Source organism: Vreelandella malpeensis (genome assembly GCF_020622355.1).
In the GTDB taxonomy this organism is placed as follows: domain Bacteria; phylum Pseudomonadota; class Gammaproteobacteria; order Pseudomonadales; family Halomonadaceae; genus Vreelandella; species Vreelandella malpeensis.
Genome location: NZ_WHVL01000004.1, coordinates 364,049 through 383,839, shown reverse-complemented (window position 1 = coordinate 383,839; position 19,791 = coordinate 364,049). Strand labels below are relative to the sequence as shown.

The 19,791-nt window shown below is 64.8% G+C and carries 21 protein-coding genes; 2 read left to right on the top strand and 19 right to left on the bottom strand.

The window, feature by feature from the left end; all coding sequences use genetic code 11:
- Positions 1-136 precede the first annotated feature (136 nt).
- On the bottom strand, positions 137-886 hold the full coding sequence (locus GEV37_RS11760) for an electron transfer flavoprotein subunit beta/FixA family protein (RefSeq protein ID WP_227390443.1): 750 nt from the start codon (positions 884-886) through the stop codon (positions 137-139).
- A gap of 335 nt (positions 887-1,221) precedes the next feature.
- Here GEV37_RS11760 and GEV37_RS11755 point away from each other — a divergent pair, with 335 nt between their 5' ends.
- Entirely contained in the window at positions 1,222-2,886 is a 1,665-nt protein-coding gene (locus GEV37_RS11755; RefSeq protein ID WP_227390442.1) for an electron transfer flavoprotein-ubiquinone oxidoreductase, read from the top strand.
- Positions 2,887-2,904: 18 nt separating this feature from the next.
- On the opposite strand, the gene GEV37_RS11750 is transcribed toward GEV37_RS11755, so the two are convergent.
- The 15 genes from GEV37_RS11750 to GEV37_RS11680 form a co-directional block, all read right to left on the bottom strand.
- The gene (locus tag GEV37_RS11750; RefSeq protein WP_227390441.1) at positions 2,905-5,109 is read right to left on the bottom strand and encodes an ATP-dependent helicase; all 2,205 of its coding nucleotides are present in this window, start codon (positions 5,107-5,109) and stop codon (positions 2,905-2,907) included.
- Positions 5,106-5,651 carry a DUF1285 domain-containing protein gene (locus GEV37_RS11745; protein ID WP_227390440.1) on the bottom strand — a complete coding sequence of 182 codons (546 nt, stop codon included), beginning with the start codon at positions 5,649-5,651 and terminating at the stop codon, positions 5,106-5,108. The genes GEV37_RS11750 and GEV37_RS11745 overlap by 4 nt, the downstream gene beginning before the upstream one ends.
- Before the next feature lie 36 nt (positions 5,652-5,687).
- Positions 5,688-6,518, bottom strand: coding sequence for a TatD family hydrolase (locus tag GEV37_RS11740; protein WP_227390439.1), 831 nt, complete (start codon positions 6,516-6,518; stop codon positions 5,688-5,690).
- A 29-nt stretch (positions 6,519-6,547) separates the two neighbouring features.
- Complete coding sequence (locus GEV37_RS11735) at positions 6,548-6,883, bottom strand: PilZ domain-containing protein (protein ID WP_227390438.1); 336 nt, start codon at positions 6,881-6,883, stop codon at positions 6,548-6,550.
- A gap of 13 nt (positions 6,884-6,896) precedes the next feature.
- Positions 6,897-7,880 carry a DNA polymerase III subunit delta' gene (locus GEV37_RS11730; RefSeq protein WP_227390437.1) on the bottom strand — a complete coding sequence of 328 codons (984 nt, stop codon included), beginning with the start codon at positions 7,878-7,880 and terminating at the stop codon, positions 6,897-6,899.
- Positions 7,871-8,524 carry a dTMP kinase gene (gene tmk, locus GEV37_RS11725; RefSeq protein WP_227390436.1) on the bottom strand — a complete coding sequence of 218 codons (654 nt, stop codon included), beginning with the start codon at positions 8,522-8,524 and terminating at the stop codon, positions 7,871-7,873. Before tmk ends, GEV37_RS11730 begins: the two co-directional genes overlap by 10 nt.
- A 48-nt stretch (positions 8,525-8,572) precedes the next feature.
- The gene (gene mltG, locus GEV37_RS11720; RefSeq protein WP_227390435.1) at positions 8,573-9,580 is read right to left on the bottom strand and encodes an endolytic transglycosylase MltG; all 1,008 of its coding nucleotides are present in this window, start codon (positions 9,578-9,580) and stop codon (positions 8,573-8,575) included.
- Between the two features lies 1 nt (position 9,581).
- Positions 9,582-10,400 (bottom strand): aminodeoxychorismate lyase, encoded by an 819-nt coding sequence (gene pabC, locus GEV37_RS11715; RefSeq protein ID WP_227390434.1) that lies wholly within the window; start codon positions 10,398-10,400, stop codon positions 9,582-9,584.
- A 3-nt stretch (positions 10,401-10,403) separates the two neighbouring features.
- Positions 10,404-11,642, bottom strand: coding sequence for a beta-ketoacyl-ACP synthase II (gene fabF / locus GEV37_RS11710; protein ID WP_227390433.1), 1,239 nt, complete (start codon positions 11,640-11,642; stop codon positions 10,404-10,406).
- 184 nt (positions 11,643-11,826) lie between these two features.
- Positions 11,827-12,060 carry an acyl carrier protein gene (acpP, locus tag GEV37_RS11705; protein ID WP_008956801.1) on the bottom strand — a complete coding sequence of 78 codons (234 nt, stop codon included), beginning with the start codon at positions 12,058-12,060 and terminating at the stop codon, positions 11,827-11,829.
- Positions 12,061-12,184: 124 nt separating this feature from the next.
- Positions 12,185-12,928: a 3-oxoacyl-ACP reductase FabG gene (fabG, locus tag GEV37_RS11700; protein WP_227390432.1), complete on the bottom strand. Its 744-nt coding sequence runs from the start codon at positions 12,926-12,928 to the stop codon at positions 12,185-12,187.
- A gap of 44 nt (positions 12,929-12,972) precedes the next feature.
- Positions 12,973-13,935: an ACP S-malonyltransferase gene (fabD, locus tag GEV37_RS11695; RefSeq protein WP_227390431.1), complete on the bottom strand. Its 963-nt coding sequence runs from the start codon at positions 13,933-13,935 to the stop codon at positions 12,973-12,975.
- Between the two features lie 92 nt (positions 13,936-14,027).
- Positions 14,028-15,083, bottom strand: a complete 1,056-nt coding sequence (gene plsX / locus GEV37_RS11690) for a phosphate acyltransferase PlsX (RefSeq protein ID WP_227390430.1) — start codon at positions 15,081-15,083, stop codon at positions 14,028-14,030.
- Positions 15,084-15,123: 40 nt separating this feature from the next.
- Positions 15,124-15,294 (bottom strand): 50S ribosomal protein L32, encoded by a 171-nt coding sequence (rpmF, locus tag GEV37_RS11685; RefSeq protein WP_227390429.1) that lies wholly within the window; start codon positions 15,292-15,294, stop codon positions 15,124-15,126.
- A 36-nt stretch (positions 15,295-15,330) separates the two neighbouring features.
- Positions 15,331-15,879, bottom strand: coding sequence for a YceD family protein (locus GEV37_RS11680; protein ID WP_227390428.1), 549 nt, complete (start codon positions 15,877-15,879; stop codon positions 15,331-15,333).
- Between the two features lie 416 nt (positions 15,880-16,295).
- Here GEV37_RS11680 and GEV37_RS11675 point away from each other — a divergent pair, with 416 nt between their 5' ends.
- Positions 16,296-16,934, top strand: a complete 639-nt coding sequence (locus GEV37_RS11675; RefSeq protein ID WP_227390427.1) for a Maf family protein — start codon at positions 16,296-16,298, stop codon at positions 16,932-16,934.
- Here the strand turns inward: GEV37_RS11675 and sppA are convergent.
- Genes sppA through GEV37_RS11660 form a run of 3 tightly spaced genes read right to left on the bottom strand, consistent with a single transcriptional unit; the run spans position 16,900 to position 19,668 of the window.
- Positions 16,900-18,018, bottom strand: a complete 1,119-nt coding sequence (sppA, locus tag GEV37_RS11670) for a signal peptide peptidase SppA (RefSeq protein ID WP_227390426.1) — start codon at positions 18,016-18,018, stop codon at positions 16,900-16,902. The two genes, GEV37_RS11675 and sppA, sit on opposite strands and share 35 nt — an antisense overlap.
- A gap of 42 nt (positions 18,019-18,060) precedes the next feature.
- Positions 18,061-18,714: an HAD family hydrolase gene (locus tag GEV37_RS11665; protein WP_227390425.1), complete on the bottom strand. Its 654-nt coding sequence runs from the start codon at positions 18,712-18,714 to the stop codon at positions 18,061-18,063.
- Positions 18,715-18,726: 12 nt separating this feature from the next.
- A complete protein-coding gene (locus GEV37_RS11660) occupies positions 18,727-19,668 on the bottom strand; it encodes an RluA family pseudouridine synthase (RefSeq protein WP_227390424.1) in 942 nt (313 codons plus the stop codon).
- Between the last annotated feature and the right edge of the window lie 123 nt (positions 19,669-19,791).

Here is a 19,791-nt window from a genome sequence, read left to right as displayed (position 1 = left end):
GCCGATGGCGCGGGCGGCGGCCACCACGTGGGCAGTGGCGTCAAGCAGGTGACCGTCGTGAACGTCGGCCAGAACCAGAATGCTCATGAGAAACTCCTTGAATACGGGTGAAAGAGGCGATCACTGGGCCGGGAAATCAAAGCACCTTGGCTTCGTTCTTCAACTTGTCGACCAGCTCGTCCACCGAAGCCACCTTCACGCCGCCCTTGCGCTCGGCGGGCGTCTCGACCTTGATCAGGCTGATACGTGATGCCACCTCGACGCCGTAGTCCGCCGGGGTCTTGACGTCCAGCGGCTTCTTCTTCGCCTTCATGATGTCCGGAAGCTTGGCATAGCGCGGCTCGTTGAGGCGCAGGTCCGTGGTGACGATCGCCGGCAGCGCGAGCGAGACGGTCTGCAGGCCGCCGTCGATCTCGCGGGTGACGTTGACGCGATCACCCTCGATCTCCACCTTCGAGGCGAAGGTGCCCTGGCCCATGTGGGTCAACGCGGCGAGCATCTGGCCGGTCTGGTTGTTGTCGGTATCGATCGCCTGCTTGCCGAGGATCACCAGCCCCGGCTGCTCTTCTTCCACCACCTTCGCCAGGAGCTTTGCCACGGCGAGCGACTCGACCCGCTCGTCGGTCTCGATCTGGATCGCGCGGTCGGCGCCGAGCGCGAGTGCGGTGCGCAGCTGTTCCTGGGCGGCCTTGGGCCCGATGGTCACGGCGATCACTTCCGTCGCCACGCCCTTCTCCTTCAAGCGTACTGCCTCTTCCACAGCGATTTCGCAGAAGGGGTTCATGGCCATCTTGACGTTGGTGAGATCCACGTCGGAGTGATCCGCCTTGACGCGAATCTTGACGTTGTAGTCGATGACGCGTTTCACCGCGACCAGTACTTTCATAGTTTCCTCACTTGGCTTTGAGAAGGAAGTCTCGATCCGAACGGGCATGATCCTGCGCCTGAACGTTCTTGTCGATACGACCGTCGTCCATGTGTTCGATGAGCACGAGCGACCTGACGCAACCCTCGCGTGAACCTCTCTACCCTAGCAAACCTGGTGCAGCTTACGAGTGAAAGGCGCCCGGCGGCGTCAACAAATATAGGGCAGGCCATCGTAGGGATGACCTCGTCAAGGTATTATGCCTATCATGGAGAACAACCAGAAGCAAACGACCGTTTTATATTAAGGCCGTGTTTTCATAAGACACGGCACTTATGAGAATAAGGAGAGACCCGGTGGAAAACGCTGAGCGCGATGTCATGGAGATGGATGTGGTCATCGTAGGCGCGGGGCCTTCGGGCCTGTCGGCCGCCTGCCGACTGATGCAGCAAGCTAACGAGGCGGGCCAGGAATTGACCGTCTGCGTCGTGGAGAAAGGCTCCGAGGTGGGGGCCCATATCCTGTCCGGTGCCGTACTCGAGCCGCGCGCACTCGATGAGCTCTTCCCCGACTGGAAAGAGCGCGGCGCCCCGCTGAACACCCCCGCCATCCGCGACGACCTGTACCTCTTGAAGGATGGCGAGAACGCGCGCAAGCTGCCCCACGCGCTGGTGCCGAAGAGCATGCACAACACCGGCGGCGATCAGACCCGCTATGTGATCAGTGCGGGCAACCTGTGTCGCTGGCTCGCCGAACAGGCAGAGGCCCTTGGCGTCGAGATATTCCCTGGTTTTGCCGCCCAGGACGTGATCGTCGAGGAAGGCGCGGTGCGCGGTATCCTGATCGGCGACATGGGGGTCGCCGCCGACGGCACGCCCAAGGATGGCTACATGCCGGGCATGGAGCTTCGTGCCAAGTACACCCTGTTCGCCGAAGGCTCCCGCGGGCACCTGGGCAAGCGCCTGATTCGCGAGTTCTCCCTCGACGAGGGCCGCGACCCGCAGCACTACGGCATCGGATTGAAGGAACTGTGGGACGTGCCCGCCGACAAGCACGAGCCAGGCCTGGTGGTTCACGGTTCCGGCTGGCCGCTTGACGGCGACACCCACGGCGGCTGGTTTCTCTACCACGCCGAGAACCAGCAAGTGGTGGTCGGGCTGATCATGGACCTTGGCTACAAGAACCCCTGGCTTTCGCCTTTCGACGAGTTCCAGCGCATGAAGCACCACCCGGTGCTGCGCCAGTATCTCGAAGGCGGCAAGCGCGTCGCCTATGGTGCCCGGGCCATCACCAAGGGCGGCTTCAACTGCCTGCCGAAGATGACCTTTCCCGGCGGGCTCTTGATCGGCTGCGACGCGGGAACGCTCAACTTCGCCAAGATCAAGGGCATTCACACCGCGATGAAGTCGGGCCTGGTGGCCGCCGAGAGCGTTTATGATGCGATCAAGGGCGGTGACGAAGGCGGCGCGGAGCTTTCCAGTTTCAACCAGAAGTGGGAGTCGAGCTGGGCGTATCGGGAGCTCGAGGAAAACGCGAGTTTCGGCCCGGCGATGCACAAGTACGGCAACGTCGGCGGTGGCGCTTTCAACTTCGTCAACCAGCTCATCGGCAACAAGCTGCCGACACTGCACGACACCACCACCGATCACGGCGCTTTGCAGCCGGCCGACAAGTTCAAGAAGATCGACTACCCCAAACCCGACGGCAAGCTCTCTTTCGACAAGTCCTCCTCGGTGTTTCTCTCCAACACCAACCACGAGGAGGATCAGCCTTGCCACCTGAAGCTCACCGACCCGTCGATCCCCATCGAGCACAACCTGCCCAAGTACGCCGAACCCGCCCAGCGCTACTGCCCGGCCGGGGTATACGAAGTAGTAGAAGACGATCAGGGCAAGCCGCGCTTTCAGATCAACTTCCAGAACTGCGTGCACTGCAAGACCTGCGACATTAAGGATCCGGCCCAGAACATCACCTGGGTGGCGCCGGAAGGCGGCGGTGGCCCCAACTACCCCAACATGTAGAAGGCATCGCGCCCGTCGTCAGGCGGGCTTGACCGAATCCAGCGACGTGATCGGCGCGCGGCTGGCGATCAGCCGGCGCCTTCCGGCCTGAACGAAGCGCACGTCGATCACCGGATCCGCCGGATTGCCCTCCACCGCCGCCACCTCACCTTCGCCGAAGACGTCGTGTATCAAGCGCTGCCCGGGGTAGAACGCGGCGCCCGTGGCGTACCCAGCGCGGGACTCGTTGACCGTCTCGGCGCGCAGGGCGATCTCCTCGCGCCCGAGCCGCCACAGATAGCGCTCGATCAGGGCGGGGCGCGTCACCGCAAGCGCTACTTGCGGCGCTGATGGCTCGGCCAGCGCCTTGGCAACGCGCACGCTATCGGCCCAGCCACTCTCGGCAATGAAGCGGCTGGGTCGATGGGCACCTGCGTCATGAAGCAACAATAGCCGCTCCTGCACACGGGTGATCGCCACGTAGAAAAGCCGTCGCTCCTCTTCCAGGCGCGCATCGGAGAGCGGATTGTCCCGGCTGTAGTGGGGAAAATCCTCCTCGTTGACGCCGGCCACCGCCACCAGCGGCCATTCGAGGCCCTTGGCGCCATGCACGGTACTGATCAACACGCCCTGGGCCTGATTCTCCACCGGCCGCTCGAGCAGCTCGATGAAGGCGTCCGGGTCTTGCGCCTCCTGCGCCTGCTCGATCAACACGTCGAGCAGGCGCACGTCCTCCTCGCCCTTGTCACGCCGGGCGGCGGCATGCTTGAGGGTCTTTTCCGCATCGATGGTGGTCACCACGTGCTGCAGAAGTTTCGCCGGTGGCCAGGCGGCGAGCCTGGGCAGCTCGCAGAGAAGCTCCCAGCGCTTTTTCAGAGTGCGCCGCTGTACCGGCTTGAGCGCGGCGACCAAGGGGTCGTCGCGCTCGGGAAAAGCCTGCGTGGTGGCCAGGTGACGCGCCAGCCGCACCAGGCGCTCGCGCGCGATGAACGGTGTCGGCTGAGCCAGCAGCAACAGCAGGTGATTCGGGTCGTGGAGAAGCTGGGGCTTTCGCGCAAGCTTCAAGTAGCCCGCCAGCGCCTGAACCAGCGGCAGCCGAAACACGAAGCGGTCCTCGCGGGCCAGCCGAAAGGGTATGCCCGCCTGCAGAAGCGCCAGCTGAAACGGCACCGACAGCGCCCAGCTGCGCACCAGGAGGCAGGTCTCATCGAAGGCGCGGCCACCGGCTGTCCACTCGGTGAGCGTCTCGAGCAAGAGCCGCGTGCCCTGGCCTGCATGAATGCACGTATCGACGTTGCCCGCCGCCGCCAGGCAGAGCTGGTCCGGGCGGCGACGATTGTTCATGATGGCGTGATTGGCGGCCAGCGCCAGCGCGTGGCCGTGACGAAAGGTGGTCGAGAGCGGATAGTCGGTGGCGGCCCCGAAGGTGGCGGTGAAATCCGCGAGCATGGTGTCCGGGCGGGCGCCGCGCCACTCGTAGATGCACTGGTTGGCATCGCCGACCGCCATGATGCTGGCACGGGTGCCGGCCAGCACCTTCAAAAGCCGCTGCTGGGCGGTATTGATATCCTGGTATTCGTCGATGATGACGTGATCGAGAAATCCCTCGACACGTTCTCGCAAGGCGCCATCCGCCTCCAGGGCACGCAGCGGGCGATAGAGAAGATCGGCGTAGGTCATCGCGCCCTCGCCTTCCAGCAGCCGCTCGGCCTCGTGAAACGCCGCCGGGAAGTAGTCGCTCTCGGCGTCGAGATCGAGCCGGTCGAAGAGGGATTCGGCGCTGCACATCTCGGCCTTCACGAGCCCGCAGAAATGAGCCAGGGTCTCCAGCCGGTCGCCATCGAGGGCGGCCTCGCGCCGCTCCTGCTGGTCAACCAGCACGTTCAAGCTCGCCTGGCGCAGCAGCCGCTCGAGCTGCCACTCCGCCGACAGCAGCTGGCGCGGGGCGAGCGCGCCCCAGCGGCACAGACTCTGAGTCAGGCGATGCCCCAAGGAGTGAAAGGTGCGCACGTCGGGAAGCGCCTGCCCGGCGGGCGCCATCGCCGCTAGCCGGCGCTGGAAGTCCTCGCGGGCGGAGCGGTTGAACATCAGTACCAGCATGCGTCTGGGCGCCACGCCCTGCTCAAGCAAGCGCAGCACGCGCGCCGCCATGGTGGTGGTCTTGCCGGCGCCGGCGACCGCCGCGACCCGGGCGTGGCCGCCGGGATGGTCGACGACGGCGCGCTGCTCATCGGTCAGCTTCACGGCGCCTCGCCGTCGAGCTCGCCAAGTACGAAGGTCTCGCCCGCGCTCTCCAGACACAGCCGCGTCGTCTCACCCGCTTCTTCGAGCACGGCGTGATCGACCAGTCGGTAGTAGACGTTGCGGTGAAGCCTGGCGCCGAGGCCGAAGCGGATGGCGATTTCCGGCCTCCGCTCGCCGTCGGGCGCTGCGCTGAGCGTCATCGGATGGCTCGCATCGAGGCGCAGAACGTCATCGAACTGGGTAGTCAACCACCAGGCGCCGTCACGACGATCGGCTTCGACGATGACGAACGGCAGATCCGCCACCGTCACGCGCCAGCGCTCGACCGGCGTGACCAAGCAGATCCCCTCGTCGAAGCGGCGCAGAAGGCGCGCCAGCTGATGCGGAATTTCCTGCCGCGCGAAGGGTTGCCCTTCGTGCCGCCAGGTACCGTCGACCTGGATGAGGATGTCGATATCGCCACAGAGCGCGGGATGCCAACGGTCCACGGGCGGGATCGTCGCCGCGCCGGGTGGGTGCTTGAGCAGTCGATCGATGTTCATGGCATCCTCGATGCGAGTCGAATCAATGAGAGTGGATCACACCAGCCCCGCCTGGGCGAGCGCCTGCTGCACGTGGTCCGGCGCGTCCGGTGCGGCCGCGCGGAAGAGGCGGTAGAAGTTGGCGGTGGTCTGCATGGCGAGCTCGTCGACGCTGATACCGCGCTCGGCGGCGATGCACTCGGCCACTTCCACCACCCAGGCAGGCTCGTTGGGCTTGCCGCGATGCGGCACCGGGGCGAGGTAGGGGCTGTCGGTCTCGATCAACAGGCGATCGAGCGGCAGCACCCGGGCAAGCTCTCTGAGCGAGGCGGCGCTGGCGAACGTCACGATGCCGGAAAGCGACACGTAGAAGCCGAGCCGAATGGCCTCGCGCGCCATATCGATGTCCTCGGTGAAGCAGTGCAGCACGCCGGCCACATCCGGATCGGTATGCTCGCGAAGTAGCGTCAGCGTATCTTCTCGAGCTTCCCGGGTATGCACCACTACGGGAAGACCGAGCTCGGTGGCGGCGATCAGGTGGCGCTTGAAGCGCTCGTGCTGCACCTCGCCGCTCACTCGGTCGCGGTAGTGATAATCGAGACCGGTTTCGCCGATGGCAACGGCCCCGTAGCGCTCGGCGGCCTCCTTGATCGCCTCGACGCTGGGCTCCTCCTCGACACTCGCCAGCGGATGCAGGCCGGCGGAGATCGCCACGTCGGCGTGGCGGCGCGACATCTCGGCCAGCCCCGGCAGGTCGTCGAGGGTGACCGCGATGGCCAGAAACTGGGTGACATGCGCGGCGCGCGCAGCGCTCAGGGCGGCGTCGAGATCGCCGCCGTGGGTATCGTTGGACAAACGGTCCAGGTGACAGTGCGAATCGACAAACATGGGTGCCTCGGTAGAAACGAAATGCGCGGCTAGAGGGTGAACGATGGCGGGGCGCTGTCGAGCTGTCCAGCCAGAAGCGTCTCGATCTTGTCACGCACCGGATAGTCCTGGTGGCTGAAATGCACGCCGATGCCCGGCACGCGGCGCCCGCCGATGCCGGTCGGCGATACCCAGACCACGTGACCGGTGATGCCGAGTCGCTCGCTCTCGCCGGGCAGCGCGATCAACAGGTTGACCACCTGCCCCAGGGTATAGAAACCCTCGGCGGGCACGAATAGCCCGCCCCGCTCGAGATAGGGCATGTAGGCCGAGAGCAGCGTGGGAATGTCCGGCACCGTGAGCGAGAGAGCTTTCTGGGCGTTCATGGTTACCTCGTCGTCAGGAGCGCAGCAGAGCCGACCAGCGCACCATCCATGCCTCGAGCACCAGCTGCGGGTTCGGGTTGGCCCCGGCGAAGAGCAGGCGGCGCTGCTCACGGGCGTAGTCGAGCAGCCTGAACCAGTCCTGGACCCGGCCGTTCTTCACCGCCTGACGGTAGAGCGGCTCGAGATCCGGATTGTGAAGGGCCGTCGTCTGCCCGGTCAGGCCCAGGCGGATCAGATCCTCAAGCCAGGCGATACCGTACCACAGTATGGCATCGATCGCCTGGCGGTCGAGTCGGGCGGCCTCGGCAACCGGCTCGGCCCCGCGCACCAGCTGCTCGAAGCTGTCGTGGATCTGGTGACGCAAGGCGCGCTCCTCGGGGGCGGCGAGTTCGACGGCGAGCAGCGGAAGGCCCCCGGATACCTGCCACCAGAACAGCGCCTCTTCGCTTCCCAGACGTTCGGTGAGCCACCCCTGGCACTGCTCGAAGGCCACGCTCGGTAGCGTCCACTGCTGGCAGCGCGAGCGTATGGTCGGCAGCACCCGGGAGGGAACGTCCGACAGCAGCACGAACAGGGTGCGCTCGCCGGGCTCCTCCAGGCTCTTGAGCAGGGCGTTGGCGGCGGCGACGTTCATTGCCTCCGCCGGGGCGATGACAATGACCCGATAGCCGCCCTGCTGGGCGGTCTGGCTGACGAATCGATTGACCTCGCGGATCGGGTCGATGCGAATCTGGCGCTTGCCCTCCTCGAGGGCAACGCGCATCAGATCTGGATGGTAGCCCGAGGCGAGCATGCTGCAGCTATGGCAATGACCACAGGCCATCTCGCTCGGGTCCGCACAGAGCGTACGCGCGACCAGCGCATCCGCAAGCTGCTGCTTGCCCACCCCGTGGGCGCCACTGAGCAGCAGCGCGTGGGGCAGGCGCTCATCGTCGGAAAGCCGCGTGAACTGCTCCCAAACGCTCCTGTGCCAGGGCAGAAGATCGCTCAGCGCCATGGCGTCACCCGCTCGGCCAGGACGGCTTCGAGCGCGCGCTGAACCACCTCGAGCGGTCCGGCGGCGTCGATCACCGCGAAGCGGCGGGGCTCGGCGTGGGCGCGGGCCAGATAAGCATCGCGCACGGCGGTGAAGAACATCGCCTGCTCGCGCTCAAAACGATCGAGCGTGGTGTTTTCGCTGCGCAGCCGCCCGGCCAGGCGCCGGGCCGAGTCCTCTGGCGACATGTCCAGCAGCAGCGTCAAATCCGGCGCGAGCCCTTTCTGGACGAAGTGCTCGAGGACCTCGATCCGCGCCGGGTCAATACCGCGCCCGCCGCCCTGGTAGGCGAAGGTGGCATCGGTGAACCGGTCGCACACCACCCAGGCACCGCGGGCCAGCGCCGGCTCGATCTTCTCGGCCAGATGCTGTGCGCGGGCGGCGAACATCAGCAGCAGCTCCGCGTCGACGTCGAGCGGCTCGGCATGGTCGGTGGACAGCAGCAGCGCGCGAATCGACTCGGCCAGCGGCGTGCCGCCGGGCTCGCGGGTACGCACCACGTCGATGCCGCGCGCCTCGAGCCAACCGGCCACAAAAGCGATGTTGGTGGACTTGCCCACCCCCTCGCCCCCTTCTAGGGTAATAAAGCGACCGCGCTGGGTCATTGAAACCTCATTCATGAATCGGACGACACCGGCAAGCCGGCGGCGCCCTTACTGGTTGCGTATGTAGCGATTGACGGCGTTATTGTGCTCTCTGAGCGTACGCGAGAAGTGATGCGTACCATCGCCCTTGGAGACGAAATAGAGGGTGTCGCCGGGCAGCGGGTTCACGGCCGCCGCGAGCGATGCCCGGCCGGGCATGGCGATCGGCGTCGGCGGCATGCCGTCGATGACGTAGGTGTTGTAGGGGGTGGCCTCGCGCAGGTCCGCGTAGGTGATGCGACCCGCATAACGCTCGCCCATGCCGTAGATGACGGTCGGGTCGGTCTGCAGGCGCATGCCCTGTTCCATGCGCCGCTTGAAGACACCGGCGATCTCGCGCCGCTCCTGTGGCGCGCCGGTCTCACGCTCGATCAAGGAGGCCATGATCAATGCCTCGTAGGGAGTCTCGACGGTGAGATCGTCGTCACGACTCTCCCACACCTCGGCGAGCATCTGCTCCATGCGCGCAAGCGACTGGCGCAGGATGTCGACATCGCTCATGCCCAGATGGTAGCGATAGGTATCCGGAAAGAACCAGCCTTCAGGGTAGACGTCCTCGCGATCGAGCAGCGCCATGACCTCCTCGTCGCTCATGCCGGCGGTGACGTGCTCGAGCTTGTCGGCACCGTCGAGCCGAGCGCGCATCTGGCGAAAGGTCCAGCCCTCGGGAATGGTCAGCGGGTAGGTCACCACGTTGTTGCTGCCCAGCAGCGTCAGGACGTCCATGGCGCTCATCTCCGGGGTAATCCGGTACTCGCCCACGCGCAGGCGAGGAATACGCTCCGGGTCGACCCGCGCGAGCAGCCGAAATGCCCAGGCGTCCTCGACGACGCCCTGCTCCTCGAGCTCGCGCATCGCTTGGTTGAACCCCGCCCCCGGCGGCACGTAGTAGAGCGTGGGCTCGCTCACCCCCACCGGCGCGTCGAGCCGGCTCTGCCAATAAACGTAACCACCCGCCACCGCCAGCGCGGCGAGCACCAGCAGGAGCAGGACCGTGATCAATAACCGTTTCACCATGTCACTCTGCCTCATTTCGAAAGGAGCCAGGATACCCCAGCAGGCGATGGCCTTGGCGTTGAAGCGTATCGTGACCCGTGCGCGCCCAAGTGGCCAATGTTCCGCCCCGGGGGTCCAGCAGGGTATGCACCGGCCATACGCCTTGAACGGAGTTGGCGACCCACAGTGCATCGACCTCGGCCAGCACCTCGAACGAAAGCTCGGCCTCAGCCACGACGCGTGCATCGAGCAGCGCCGCGCGCAGCGTTCCCGCTACCCCGCAGCGCGTGACGGGCGGCGTCCAGAGCTGCCCCTTCGCGCGCCAGAACACGTTCATGCTGGTAGCCTCGACAAGCTTACCGTCAGTGTCGACGAGAAGCCCCTCGGCGATACCGGGGTCATACCACTCCTGACGCGCCAGCACGTTCTCGAGCCGGTTGAGATGCTTGATGCCGGCCAGCCGTGGCTGGTGGCCCAGGCGCAGGTCGCAAAGCCGCACGCAGACACCCTCCTGCCAACGTACGATGGACGGCACGAAAGCACGCCTGCTTACCAACAGTCGGGGAGCCGGCGCATCCGGCACGCGGTAGCCCTGACCGCCGCTGCCTCGTGTCAACACCAGTTTCAGCACCTCGAGCGCCGCTGCGCCGGGTCTTGCAAGCTCAGCGTCGAGCGCGGCGGTGTCCGGCATGGGAAGCCCCAGGCGCCGACAGCCCTCGGCCAGCCGCGCCAGATGGTAGGACCATAAAAGCGGCTGGCCGGCGCGCATCAACACCGTTTCGAAGAGTCCATCGCCGTAGGCGAGCCCGCGATCGTCAGCGGGGACCGAGGCGTCCGGCATGTCCTACACTCGCGTGAACAGAAGCGAACCGTTGGTGCCGCCGAACCCGAAGGAGTTGGAAAGCGTGGCATCGATACGCATCTCGCGCGCGGTATGCGGCACGTAGTCGAGGTTGCAGCCAGGCTGGGGATTATCCAGGTTGATGGTCGGCGGCGCCACCTGGTCGCGAATGGCCAGGATACTGAAGACCGCCTCCACGGCGCCCGCTGCGCCCAGCAGGTGGCCGATCATAGACTTGGTGGAACTGACCGCGACATCTTTCGCGGCATCGCCCATCACTCGCTCGACCGCCCGGCTCTCGGCCAGATCCCCCGCAGCGGTGGAAGTGCCGTGGGCGTTGATGTAATGCACCTGGTCCGGATTGATGCCGGCATCCTTGATGGCATTGCTCATGGCCAGCGCCGCGCCGCGCCCATCCTCGGGGGGGGCTGTCATGTGGTAGGCATCATCGCTCATGCCGAAACCGGAAAGCTCGGCGTAGATGGTCGCCCCGCGCGCCTTGGCATGCTCGTACTCCTCGAGCACGAGCACACCTGCGCCGTCAGACAGCACGAAGCCGTCGCGGTCGACATCCCACGGGCGGCTGGCGGCTTGCGGATCGTCGTTGCGCGTGGAGAGCGCGCGGGCCGCGGAGAAGCCGCCAAGGCCCAGCGGCGTGGTGGCCATTTCGGCACCGCCGCAGATCATCACGTCGGCATCGCCGTAGGCGATGGTGCGCGCGCTGTAGCCGATATTGTGAGTACCGCTGGTGCAAGCGGTGGTGATGGCGATGTTCGGTCCCTTGAAGCCGTGCTGAATCGCCATGTTGCCTGAGATCATGTTGATGATCGACCCGGGCACGAAGAACGGCGACACGCGGCGCGCGCCGCCCTTGTTGAGCGCGTTATGGTTCTGCTCGATCATCGGAAGTCCCCCGATGCCCGAACCGATCGCCACCCCGATACGCTCGGCGTTCTCTTCCGTACACTCGATCCCCGCATCCTGAATGGCCTGGGCACCCGCCGCCATGCCGTACTGGATGAACAGGTCCATCTTGCGTGCATCCTTGGGATTGAGATACTGCCCGATATCGAAGTCCTTGACCGACCCGCCGAAGCGGGTGTTGAAACCGCTGGTATCAAAATGCTCGATCAGTGCGATACCGCTCTTGCCCGCCACGATGCTGGCCCACGACTGCTCGACGTCATTGCCCACCGGTGTCACTAGACCCAGTCCGGTTACCACTACTCTTCTGCGCGCCATCAGCTCTTCTCCCGGCATCCTTGGTACGAGACCCTAAGGCCATTCTCTAAATGCCGCCTAGTATAACGGAGATCGAGGGACGAATTCACTGCGCGACCCACACAAAAAAGCCGCCCTGAACCAGGGCGGCTTTTTTTGCACCGAGCGCGATCAGGCACTCGGCGTGATTCCGTCGACCAGGCCCTTACTGATGGGCGTTGACGTAGTCGATGGCTTCCTGAACCGTGGTGATCTTCTCGGCTTCCTCGTCGGGGATTTCGGTATCGAATTCCTCTTCGAGAGCCATGACCAGCTCGACGGTGTCAAGCGAGTCGGCACCCAGGTCTTCGGTGAAAGAAGAGCTATTCTGGATATCCTCTTCTTTGACGTTCAGGCGCTCAGCCACGACTTTCTTCACGCGCTCTTCAATGGTACTCATCAACGTACTCCAGTCATTCACATTAGCCGTTATTGATAACCAGCTATTTGGAAACCGCAAGCCAAAAGCTGCGGGGTAGTTTATAGACGCCCCAGGGTCGACGCAACCGCCAAACCCCGAGCCATCAACGCATATTCATGCCGCCGTTGACGTGCAACGTTTCACCGGTGATATAACCAGCGGCGTCGCTGGTCAGAAAGCCCACAGCGGCGGCGATCTCCTCGGGCCCACCTAGGCGCGCCAGCGGGATCTGCTTCAAGAGCATCTCGTGCTGGGCCTCGGGCAGGGCTTCGGTCATGTCGGTGGCGATGAACCCCGGCGCCACCGCGTTGACGGTGATCGCTCGGGAAGCGACCTCACGCGCCAGCGCGCGGCTGAAGCCCTCCATGCCCGCCTTGGCGGCAGCATAATTGGCCTGGCCCAGATTACCCATGGTGGCCACGACCGAGCTGATCGACACGATACGCCCAAAGCGTGCCTTCGTCATGCCACGAAGGCAAGCTTTACTTACACGATAGACGGATTTGAGATTGGTATCCATGACCGAATCCCACTCTTCCTCTTTCATGCGCATGAGCAGGTTGTCACGTGTGATACCGGCATTGTTGACCAGGATGGTCGGCGCACCGAAACGCTCGGTGATTTCCTTGAGCACGGTGTCGATGCTGGCCTGGTCAGTCACGTTCAGGCACAGGCCCGCCCCTTCGATGCCCTGCTCCTTCAGGTCGGCGTCGATCTTCTGGGCGCCGGACTCGCTCGTCGCGGTCCCGATCACGATACGTCCCTGGCGGCCAAGCTCATGGGAAATGGCGCGACCGATGCCGCGGCTCGCGCCGGTGACCAGCGCGACTCTACGTTCTTGTGTCATAAGGCGTTGCCTTCAACCGTTGAATGATCTGCTGAGTATAGTGCCTAGGCGTCGTCATCGACCAACGCTTCGCGGGCAAGCTCGAGGGCGGCATCGAGGCTGTCCGGATCATTGACCGCAAGACCCTTGCTGCCTCGCACGATGCGCTTGTTGAGACCGGTCAGCACCTTGCCGGGACCGCACTCGATGAACACGCGAGCGCCCTGCTCGGCCATGCGCTCGATGCAGCTCGCCCAGCGCACCGGCTGGTAGAGCTGCTCGATCAGGCGCGTGCGCAGCGTATCGACATCGGCGTGCGCCTGGGCATCGACGTTCTGGATGACGGTATAGCGAGGCGCGCGGAACTCGATGTTCTGCATGTACTCCTCGAGGCGCTCGGCGGCCGGGCGCATCAGCGCGCAGTGCGAGGGCACCGACACCGGCAGCGGCAGCGCACGTTTGGCGCCGGCATCCTGGCACGCCGCGATAGCGCGCTCGACCGCCGCCTTGTTACCGGCGATGACCACCTGGCCGGGCGAGTTGTAGTTGACGGCCGAAACCACTTCGCCTTGAGCCGCTCCTTCGCAGGCGGCCTCCACCACGTCGTCCTCGAGCCCCAGAATCGCCGCCATGGCACCCTCGCCTTCGGGCACCGCCTGCTGCATGGCTTCACCACGCAGTTGCACCAGGCGCACGCCCTCGGCGAACCCCATGACGCCAGCGCACACCATGGCGCTGTACTCGCCGAGGCTATGACCTGCCATCATCGCCGGGCGCGGCCCCTCGAGCTCCTGCCAGACGCGCCAGATCGCCACGCTCGAGGTCAGCAGCGCCGGCTGGGTGCACGCCGTCTTGTTGAGCGCCTCTTCCGGGCCGTCCTGAACGGTCTTCCATAGATCGAAGCCCAGGGCATCTGACGCTTCCTCGAATGTCGTTCCCACCACGCTGTAGCGCTCGGCCAGTTCGCGCAGCATTCCCAGCTGCTGCGAACCCTGGCCGGGAAACACGAGGGCAAGGGGTTGAGACATGTCGTTCACCTTTGCTCTAGTAGGCATTTGGTCGTCCGAGTATAGGCGCGCCGGCCACGCCTTGAGCGCAATGCCGGCCGTCCGCTAAAGAATCACCGTACTGCCATCCGGGGTGGTGCTGCCGCAAGGCCACGCTCTCTGAGCAGGGCGTCGACCCGGGCGGGCAGGTTTAGCGACGCCTCTCGCAGGGCGCGCTCGATGGCATGGTAGAAGCCATCGGCCTGGGTACTGCCGTGGCTTTTCACGATACTTCTCTTGAGCCCCAAAAGGCTCGCCCCGTTATAGCGCACCGGATTCAGCTCTTGCTTGAGCTGGCGCAATAAAGGCCTGACCAGTAGGCTCGCCAAGCGTCCGCACAAACGCGACTCGAACGTCGCCTGCACGCGCTCGACCAGCATACGGGTCAATCCTTCACTCGCCTTCAGCGTGATGTTACCCACGAAGCCATCGCAGACAACGACATCGAGTTCGCCCCGGTAGATTTCGCCACCCTCGACATAACCGCGATAATCAATACCGAACGCCTCGGCACGCTCACCGAGCATTCGATCCGCCTCACGAACGCAGGCACTGCCTTTCATGGCTTCGTGACCCACGTTGAGAAGCCCCACCGCCGGGCGCGCGATGCCATCGACACACTGCGCCATCGCCGCCCCCATCAGGGCGAAATCGACCAGCCTCACCGGGGGCGAATCGACGTTGGCACCCAGATCCAGCAGGTAGCAGCGCTGACCGCGACCGGCCGGCACCGAGGTGCTGATCGCTGGCCTCGAGAGGCCCTCGAGCATGCCCACTTCGCGGCGCGCCAAGGCCACCAGCGCGCCGGTATTGCCGGCGCTGACGCCGGCGGCGGCCTCGCCACTGGCCACGCAGCGCAGCATGGCAGTCATGCTGGTGTCGCCGCCGTTGCGCAGCGCCCAGGCGAGCGTGGAGTCCTGCTCGACGCTTTGCGGCGCATCGCGAAGCTCCAGACGCGACGTTGCCGCGGCCAGAGGCCGCGGCAAACGCGCTAGCTCAGCAACCAGGTGCTGACACGGACCAAACAGGACGAGCTCGAGCTCGGGTCGTTCGACCACGGCTCTGGCGGAACCTTCGACAATGGCGCGGGGACCTTGGTCGCTCCCCATCACATCGATCGCTAGACGCACGCGCCACTCGCTGCCTGGCCGCAGGCTGAAGGTGAGAGGCTTATACCTCGACGACCTTGCGACCGCGGTAGAAGCCGTCCGGAGCGACGTGGTGACGCAGGTGCGTGGTGCCGGTTTCCTTGTCCTGAGACAGGGTCGGCGCGCTCAGCGCATCGTGGCTGCGACGCATGCCGCGCTTGGAACGAGTCTTGCGATTCTGTTGAACTGCCATGGGTAGTTACTCCAAGATAGAGTGGGTCAGTGATACTTATTTCTGGCCTTCCGATGACCCTTTGCCCTTCAGGGCACCGAGCACCGCGAAAGGGTTCGGTCGAGACGCGTTCTCTTGCTCCGCGCCTTCGGTCCTGCTGACCAGCTGCTCTGCCGAAACAAAGCACTCGGCCTCATCGTGATAGACCACTTGCGGCAAGCTGAGGATGAGCTCATCCTCGATCACCGTCAGCAGATCCAGCTGTTCGTTCTCCACCAGCACCGGCTCGTGGCTGGCGGGCAACTCGGACGCCAGCGCCTCGTCGGAGATCATTCCCAGAAGAAAGTCGCTGGAGACGTCCTGCTCGAGCGGCACCAGACAGCGACGACAGGCTAGCGAAAGCGTCGCATGCAGATGTCCACGAATTTCACGACGACCCTGGGCATCGACACCGAACTCGAGCGTTGCGTAGCATTCGCCGGTCTGTTCGCCTGCCTCTTCGGTCAAGCGCGCCATCTTGTCAAGCGCCACCTGGCCTTCGAGTCGTTCGCGGCGGGTCGCGAGCTTGTAGGGCTCGACCCGACTGGGGAGTTGTGAGGTCAACATAGGCGCGCAATGATAGGCACTCCCCCCGCCGCTGTCAAAGCCACAGCATCAATTATTCGCGGTTTCACGAAAGAACTCTGGTCGTCCTTCGCCATGAAACTCGTTAAACCTGAAAGCAGACTTGTCAAAGAGCGCTCGACTCGTCGAAACGATTCGTTGCCGACACTGGCATGAAAAAGCTAAAGCGCTGTTTTCAAAATACTGTTTTTCAAAGCACTGTTTTCAAAGCACTGTTTCAAAGTAAAGTTCAAGCACTTGAACTAGTGTAATGAATGGGCCATGTCATTGGGTTCTGCGCTGAATACAACTTAGAGAAAGCGCAGCCATACGCCAGATAGACTGTAGGGCGAGATACAACGATACTTTTTTTCAAGACGTTTAATTTTTCGAGACGCGCAACGCGCAAGGAGAATACCGTGCCCGAGACTACCGACGCCCCCCTCGTGCTTGCCTCGAGCTCCCGCTTTCGCAAGGCGCTGCTGGATCGACTGGAGCTTCCCTATCAGTGCCGCTCGCCGGACATTGATGAAACCCCGCGTCCCGACGAGACTCCCGAGGCACTCGTGCGCCGACTGGCGCTGGGCAAGGCCAACGCCGTGGCAAAAGGGTTCCCGGCTCACCTGATCATCGGCTCGGACCAGATTGCCCTGTTCGACGGCGAGATTCTCGGCAAACCGCACACCGTCGAGCGCGCCTGCGCCAACCTGGCGCGCTTTTCCGGGCACCGAGTCACTTTCCTGACCGGCCTTGCGCTGCTCGATACACGAAGCGGCCAGCACCAGATCCATGTCGAACCCTTCCACGTGCGCTTCAGGCCCCTCGACAGCGCCGAGATCGAGCGCTACGTGGCGCGCGAGAAGCCGCTCGACAGCGCCGGCAGCTTTCGCATGGAAGGCCTCGGAATCACGCTGTTCGAGGCCCTCGAAGGGCGCGACCCCAACGCACTGATCGGCCTGCCCCTGATCGCGCTGTGCGATATGCTGCGCCAGGCGGGAATGGACCCGCTCGGCGAGCGCCAGGCTAGCGCGCCTCGAAGCGCAGCGGCGAGTGGCTGACCTCGATGCCGAGAAGCGCCGCCGCCGCACTGGTGAAGCGCCGCGTCAGACGATCGAAGGGATCAAGACTCGGCGTGTAATCCTCCCACACGGCCTTCCCCACGCGGGCTCGGGCCAACTGCTCGAGGCTGCCGAGCTCGTCGATTAAACCAAGCTCAATCGCCTGCTCGCCGCTCCAGACCAGCCCCGAGAAAAGCGTCTCGTCATCCGCCAGGCGATCTCCGCGCCCGGCCTGTACATCCTCGATGAACTGGCGATGCGTCTGGGCAAGCACCGTCTGCCAGAACGCTGCACTGCTCTCGTCGAGCGGCTGAAAGGGGTCCAGGAAGGCCTTGTTCTCGCCGGCGGTCATCACCCGGCGCTCCACCCCGAGGCGGTCGATCGCCTCCTGGAAGCCGAAGCCGGCGTAGATCACGCCGATCGAGCCGACCAGGCTCGCCGGCGATGCGACGATCTCGTCGGCGGCGGAGGCGATATAGTAGGCGCCGCTGGCGCCGATGTCCTCGATCACGGCGATGATCGGCTTGTCGCCCTGCTCACGCAGCCGCATGATCTCGGCGTAGACCCGCTGGGACTGCACGGGACTGCCGCCGGGGCTATCGATATGCAGCACGACCGCCGCCGCACTGTCCGCTTCCCAGGCGCGATTGAGTCCTTGAATGATGCGTTCGGCATTGGCCGGGGCATCGCTTGCGATCACACCGTGCACCTCTACCAGCGCCAGGTGCTCCTGGGCCGGCGCCGCGCCGCTGGGCTCGGCGAAGTAGACGCGGTGCACCACCAGCGAAACCAGCGCCACTACCACACTTAGCAACAGCAGGCGAAAGAAGAGCTTCCACCGTCGGGTACGGCGCTGCTCGGTGAGCACGCCCCCGATCCAACGGTCCATCATCTCGATCTGCGCCAGGCGCTGGCGCTCTCGGAGCGTCTCGTCGCTATCGCCCGGCCTACCGGCCAAGGCCTCGTGCTTCGCGCGCGGCGCCACTTCGGGGCCCTGCGTCCAGCGATCTGGCGTGTCGCCGCGTGCCGCGTCGTCCAGCCGACGACGCCGCGAGCGGTCGTTGTTTCCATCATCGTGGTTCATGGTGTGATTTCCCTTGCACGGTGGTGAGCCTGGCCCGAGCGATCATTCGCCTTCCAGCCAGTCGAACAGATCCGCGACGCTGTGCGCCACCCAGCGCGGCTCGCTGGCGGACAGGCGCGCCGGGGTATGCACGCCGTAGGTCACCCCGACCCGCGCCATGCCGATGGCGCGGGCCATCTCCAGGTCATACTCGGTGTCGCCCACCATCACGGCACGGTCGACGCCGACGTCAAGCTCGTCGAGCAGTTCCTCGAGCATCTGCGGATGCGGCTTCGAGCGCGTCTCATCGGCGGTCCGACTGGCATCGAAGAGTACGCCGCTGCCGGTCTCGCGAAAGATACGATCGAGCCCGCGACGACTCTTGCCGGTGGCCACCGCCAGGCGCTGACCGGGCCGCGCGCGCAGCCGGGCGAGGCGCCCCTCGACGCCGTCGAAGAACGGCATCGGCGTGGTGTTCTCGTGCACGAAGTGATGGGAGTATCGCTGCCGGAGCGTTTCGGCCTGGGCGGGCGCGATCCCCGGGCAGAGCGTGGCGATCGCCTCGGGCAGGCCGAGGCCGATGATGTCCTCGATGGCGCTCACCTCGAGCTCACCCCACTCGGCCTCACGGGCAGCAGCCTGCATGCAGGCGACGATCTTCGGCACCGAGTTCATCAGGGTACCGTCCCAGTCGAAGATGATCAGATCGAAACGCATGAGACTCCTTGATTAGCGACGGGCGCGGGCGAGCGCGCTTTCGAGCGCCTCGGGCAGCGGTGCCTTGACGGTGACCGGGCGACCGTTGCCGGGTTCGGGAAAGGTCAGCGCACGGGCGTGGAGGAACAGGCGCTCCACTCCCAGCTGCCGGGTCATCTGGGTACTTTCGCGGGTGGCGTACTTGTCGTCGCCGAGCAGGGCGTGACCGGCGTGGGCGGCGTGAACACGAATCTGATGGGTACGCCCGGTCACCGGCTCCGCCTCGATGAGAGTGGCCTTCTCGAAGGCCTCGAGCACCTGGAAGTGGGTGCGCGACACCTTGCCGTTGGGGTCGACCCGCACCCGACGTTCGCCGTTACCGGCATCGAACCGGTCGAGACGCGCGCTGACGTAGGTCTTGCGCGCCGGCCACCGCCCGCTGACCAGCGCCACGTAGCGCTTGTCCATGGCATGCTTCTTGAGCGACTCGTTGAGCGTCACCAAGGCCTCGCGGGACTTGGCCAGCAGCAGACAGCCCGAGGTGTCGCGATCGAGCCGGTGGACCAGCTCGAGAAAGTTCAGGTCGTCGCGCACCTGGCGTAGCGCCTCGATGAGGCCGATCTTCACGCCGCTGCCGCCATGTACCGCGAGCCCCGAAGGCTTGTTGAGCACCAGCCAGTCCGGCCCTTCCATGATCACGCTGCCGATCAGCAGGTCACGCAGGTTGTCACTGACCTCCTTCTGGGCCTCCTTCGGAGCCAGGCGCAGCGGCGGAACGCGCACCAGATCACCGGCGACGAGTCGGTAGTCCGCCTTGATGCGCTTCTTGTTCACGCGCACTTCGCCCTTGCGCACGATGCGGTAGATCAGAGCGCGAGGAGCCCCCTTGAGCCGGGTCATCAGGAAATTGTCGATCCGCTGACCCGCCTGTTCCGGGGCGATCTCCACCCACTGTACTTCACGCCCTTCGGCCATCGCCGCATGCTCCTGGTTCGATTGCTTCTTTTTTTCACGCCAACTTTTCACGTCGGGGCGCCATTCTAGCGCAGTGGCGAAGCCATTGCGTCAATTGCTGGCGGTTGTCTTTGCTGTTATATT

What these genes read in the sequence shown, in the direction of transcription:
- GEV37_RS11760 (WP_227390443.1), bottom strand. Translation starts at nt 886, where the DNA reads ATGAAAGTACTGGTCGCGGTGAAACGCGTCATCGACTACAACGTCAAG.
- GEV37_RS11745 (WP_227390440.1), bottom strand. Translation starts at nt 5,651, where the DNA reads ATGAACATCGATCGACTGCTCAAGCACCCACCCGGCGCGGCGACGATC.
- GEV37_RS11740 (WP_227390439.1), bottom strand. Translation starts at nt 6,518, where the DNA reads ATGTTTGTCGATTCGCACTGTCACCTGGACCGTTTGTCCAACGATACC.
- GEV37_RS11735 (WP_227390438.1), bottom strand. Translation starts at nt 6,883, where the DNA reads ATGAACGCCCAGAAAGCTCTCTCGCTCACGGTGCCGGACATTCCCACG.
- GEV37_RS11730 (WP_227390437.1), bottom strand. Translation starts at nt 7,880, where the DNA reads ATGGCGCTGAGCGATCTTCTGCCCTGGCACAGGAGCGTTTGGGAGCAG.
- tmk (WP_227390436.1), bottom strand. Translation starts at nt 8,524, where the DNA reads ATGACCCAGCGCGGTCGCTTTATTACCCTAGAAGGGGGCGAGGGGGTG.
- mltG (WP_227390435.1), bottom strand. Translation starts at nt 9,580, where the DNA reads ATGGTGAAACGGTTATTGATCACGGTCCTGCTCCTGCTGGTGCTCGCC.
- pabC (WP_227390434.1), bottom strand. Translation starts at nt 10,400, where the DNA reads ATGCCGGACGCCTCGGTCCCCGCTGACGATCGCGGGCTCGCCTACGGC.
- fabF (WP_227390433.1), bottom strand. Translation starts at nt 11,642, where the DNA reads ATGGCGCGCAGAAGAGTAGTGGTAACCGGACTGGGTCTAGTGACACCG.
- acpP (WP_008956801.1), bottom strand. Translation starts at nt 12,060, where the DNA reads ATGAGTACCATTGAAGAGCGCGTGAAGAAAGTCGTGGCTGAGCGCCTG.
- fabG (WP_227390432.1), bottom strand. Translation starts at nt 12,928, where the DNA reads ATGACACAAGAACGTAGAGTCGCGCTGGTCACCGGCGCGAGCCGCGGC.
- fabD (WP_227390431.1), bottom strand. Translation starts at nt 13,935, where the DNA reads ATGTCTCAACCCCTTGCCCTCGTGTTTCCCGGCCAGGGTTCGCAGCAG.
- rpmF (WP_227390429.1), bottom strand. Translation starts at nt 15,294, where the DNA reads ATGGCAGTTCAACAGAATCGCAAGACTCGTTCCAAGCGCGGCATGCGT.
- GEV37_RS11680 (WP_227390428.1), bottom strand. Translation starts at nt 15,879, where the DNA reads ATGTTGACCTCACAACTCCCCAGTCGGGTCGAGCCCTACAAGCTCGCG.
- sppA (WP_227390426.1), bottom strand. Translation starts at nt 18,018, where the DNA reads ATGAACCACGATGATGGAAACAACGACCGCTCGCGGCGTCGTCGGCTG.
- GEV37_RS11665 (WP_227390425.1), bottom strand. Translation starts at nt 18,714, where the DNA reads ATGCGTTTCGATCTGATCATCTTCGACTGGGACGGTACCCTGATGAAC.
- GEV37_RS11660 (WP_227390424.1), bottom strand. Translation starts at nt 19,668, where the DNA reads ATGGCCGAAGGGCGTGAAGTACAGTGGGTGGAGATCGCCCCGGAACAG.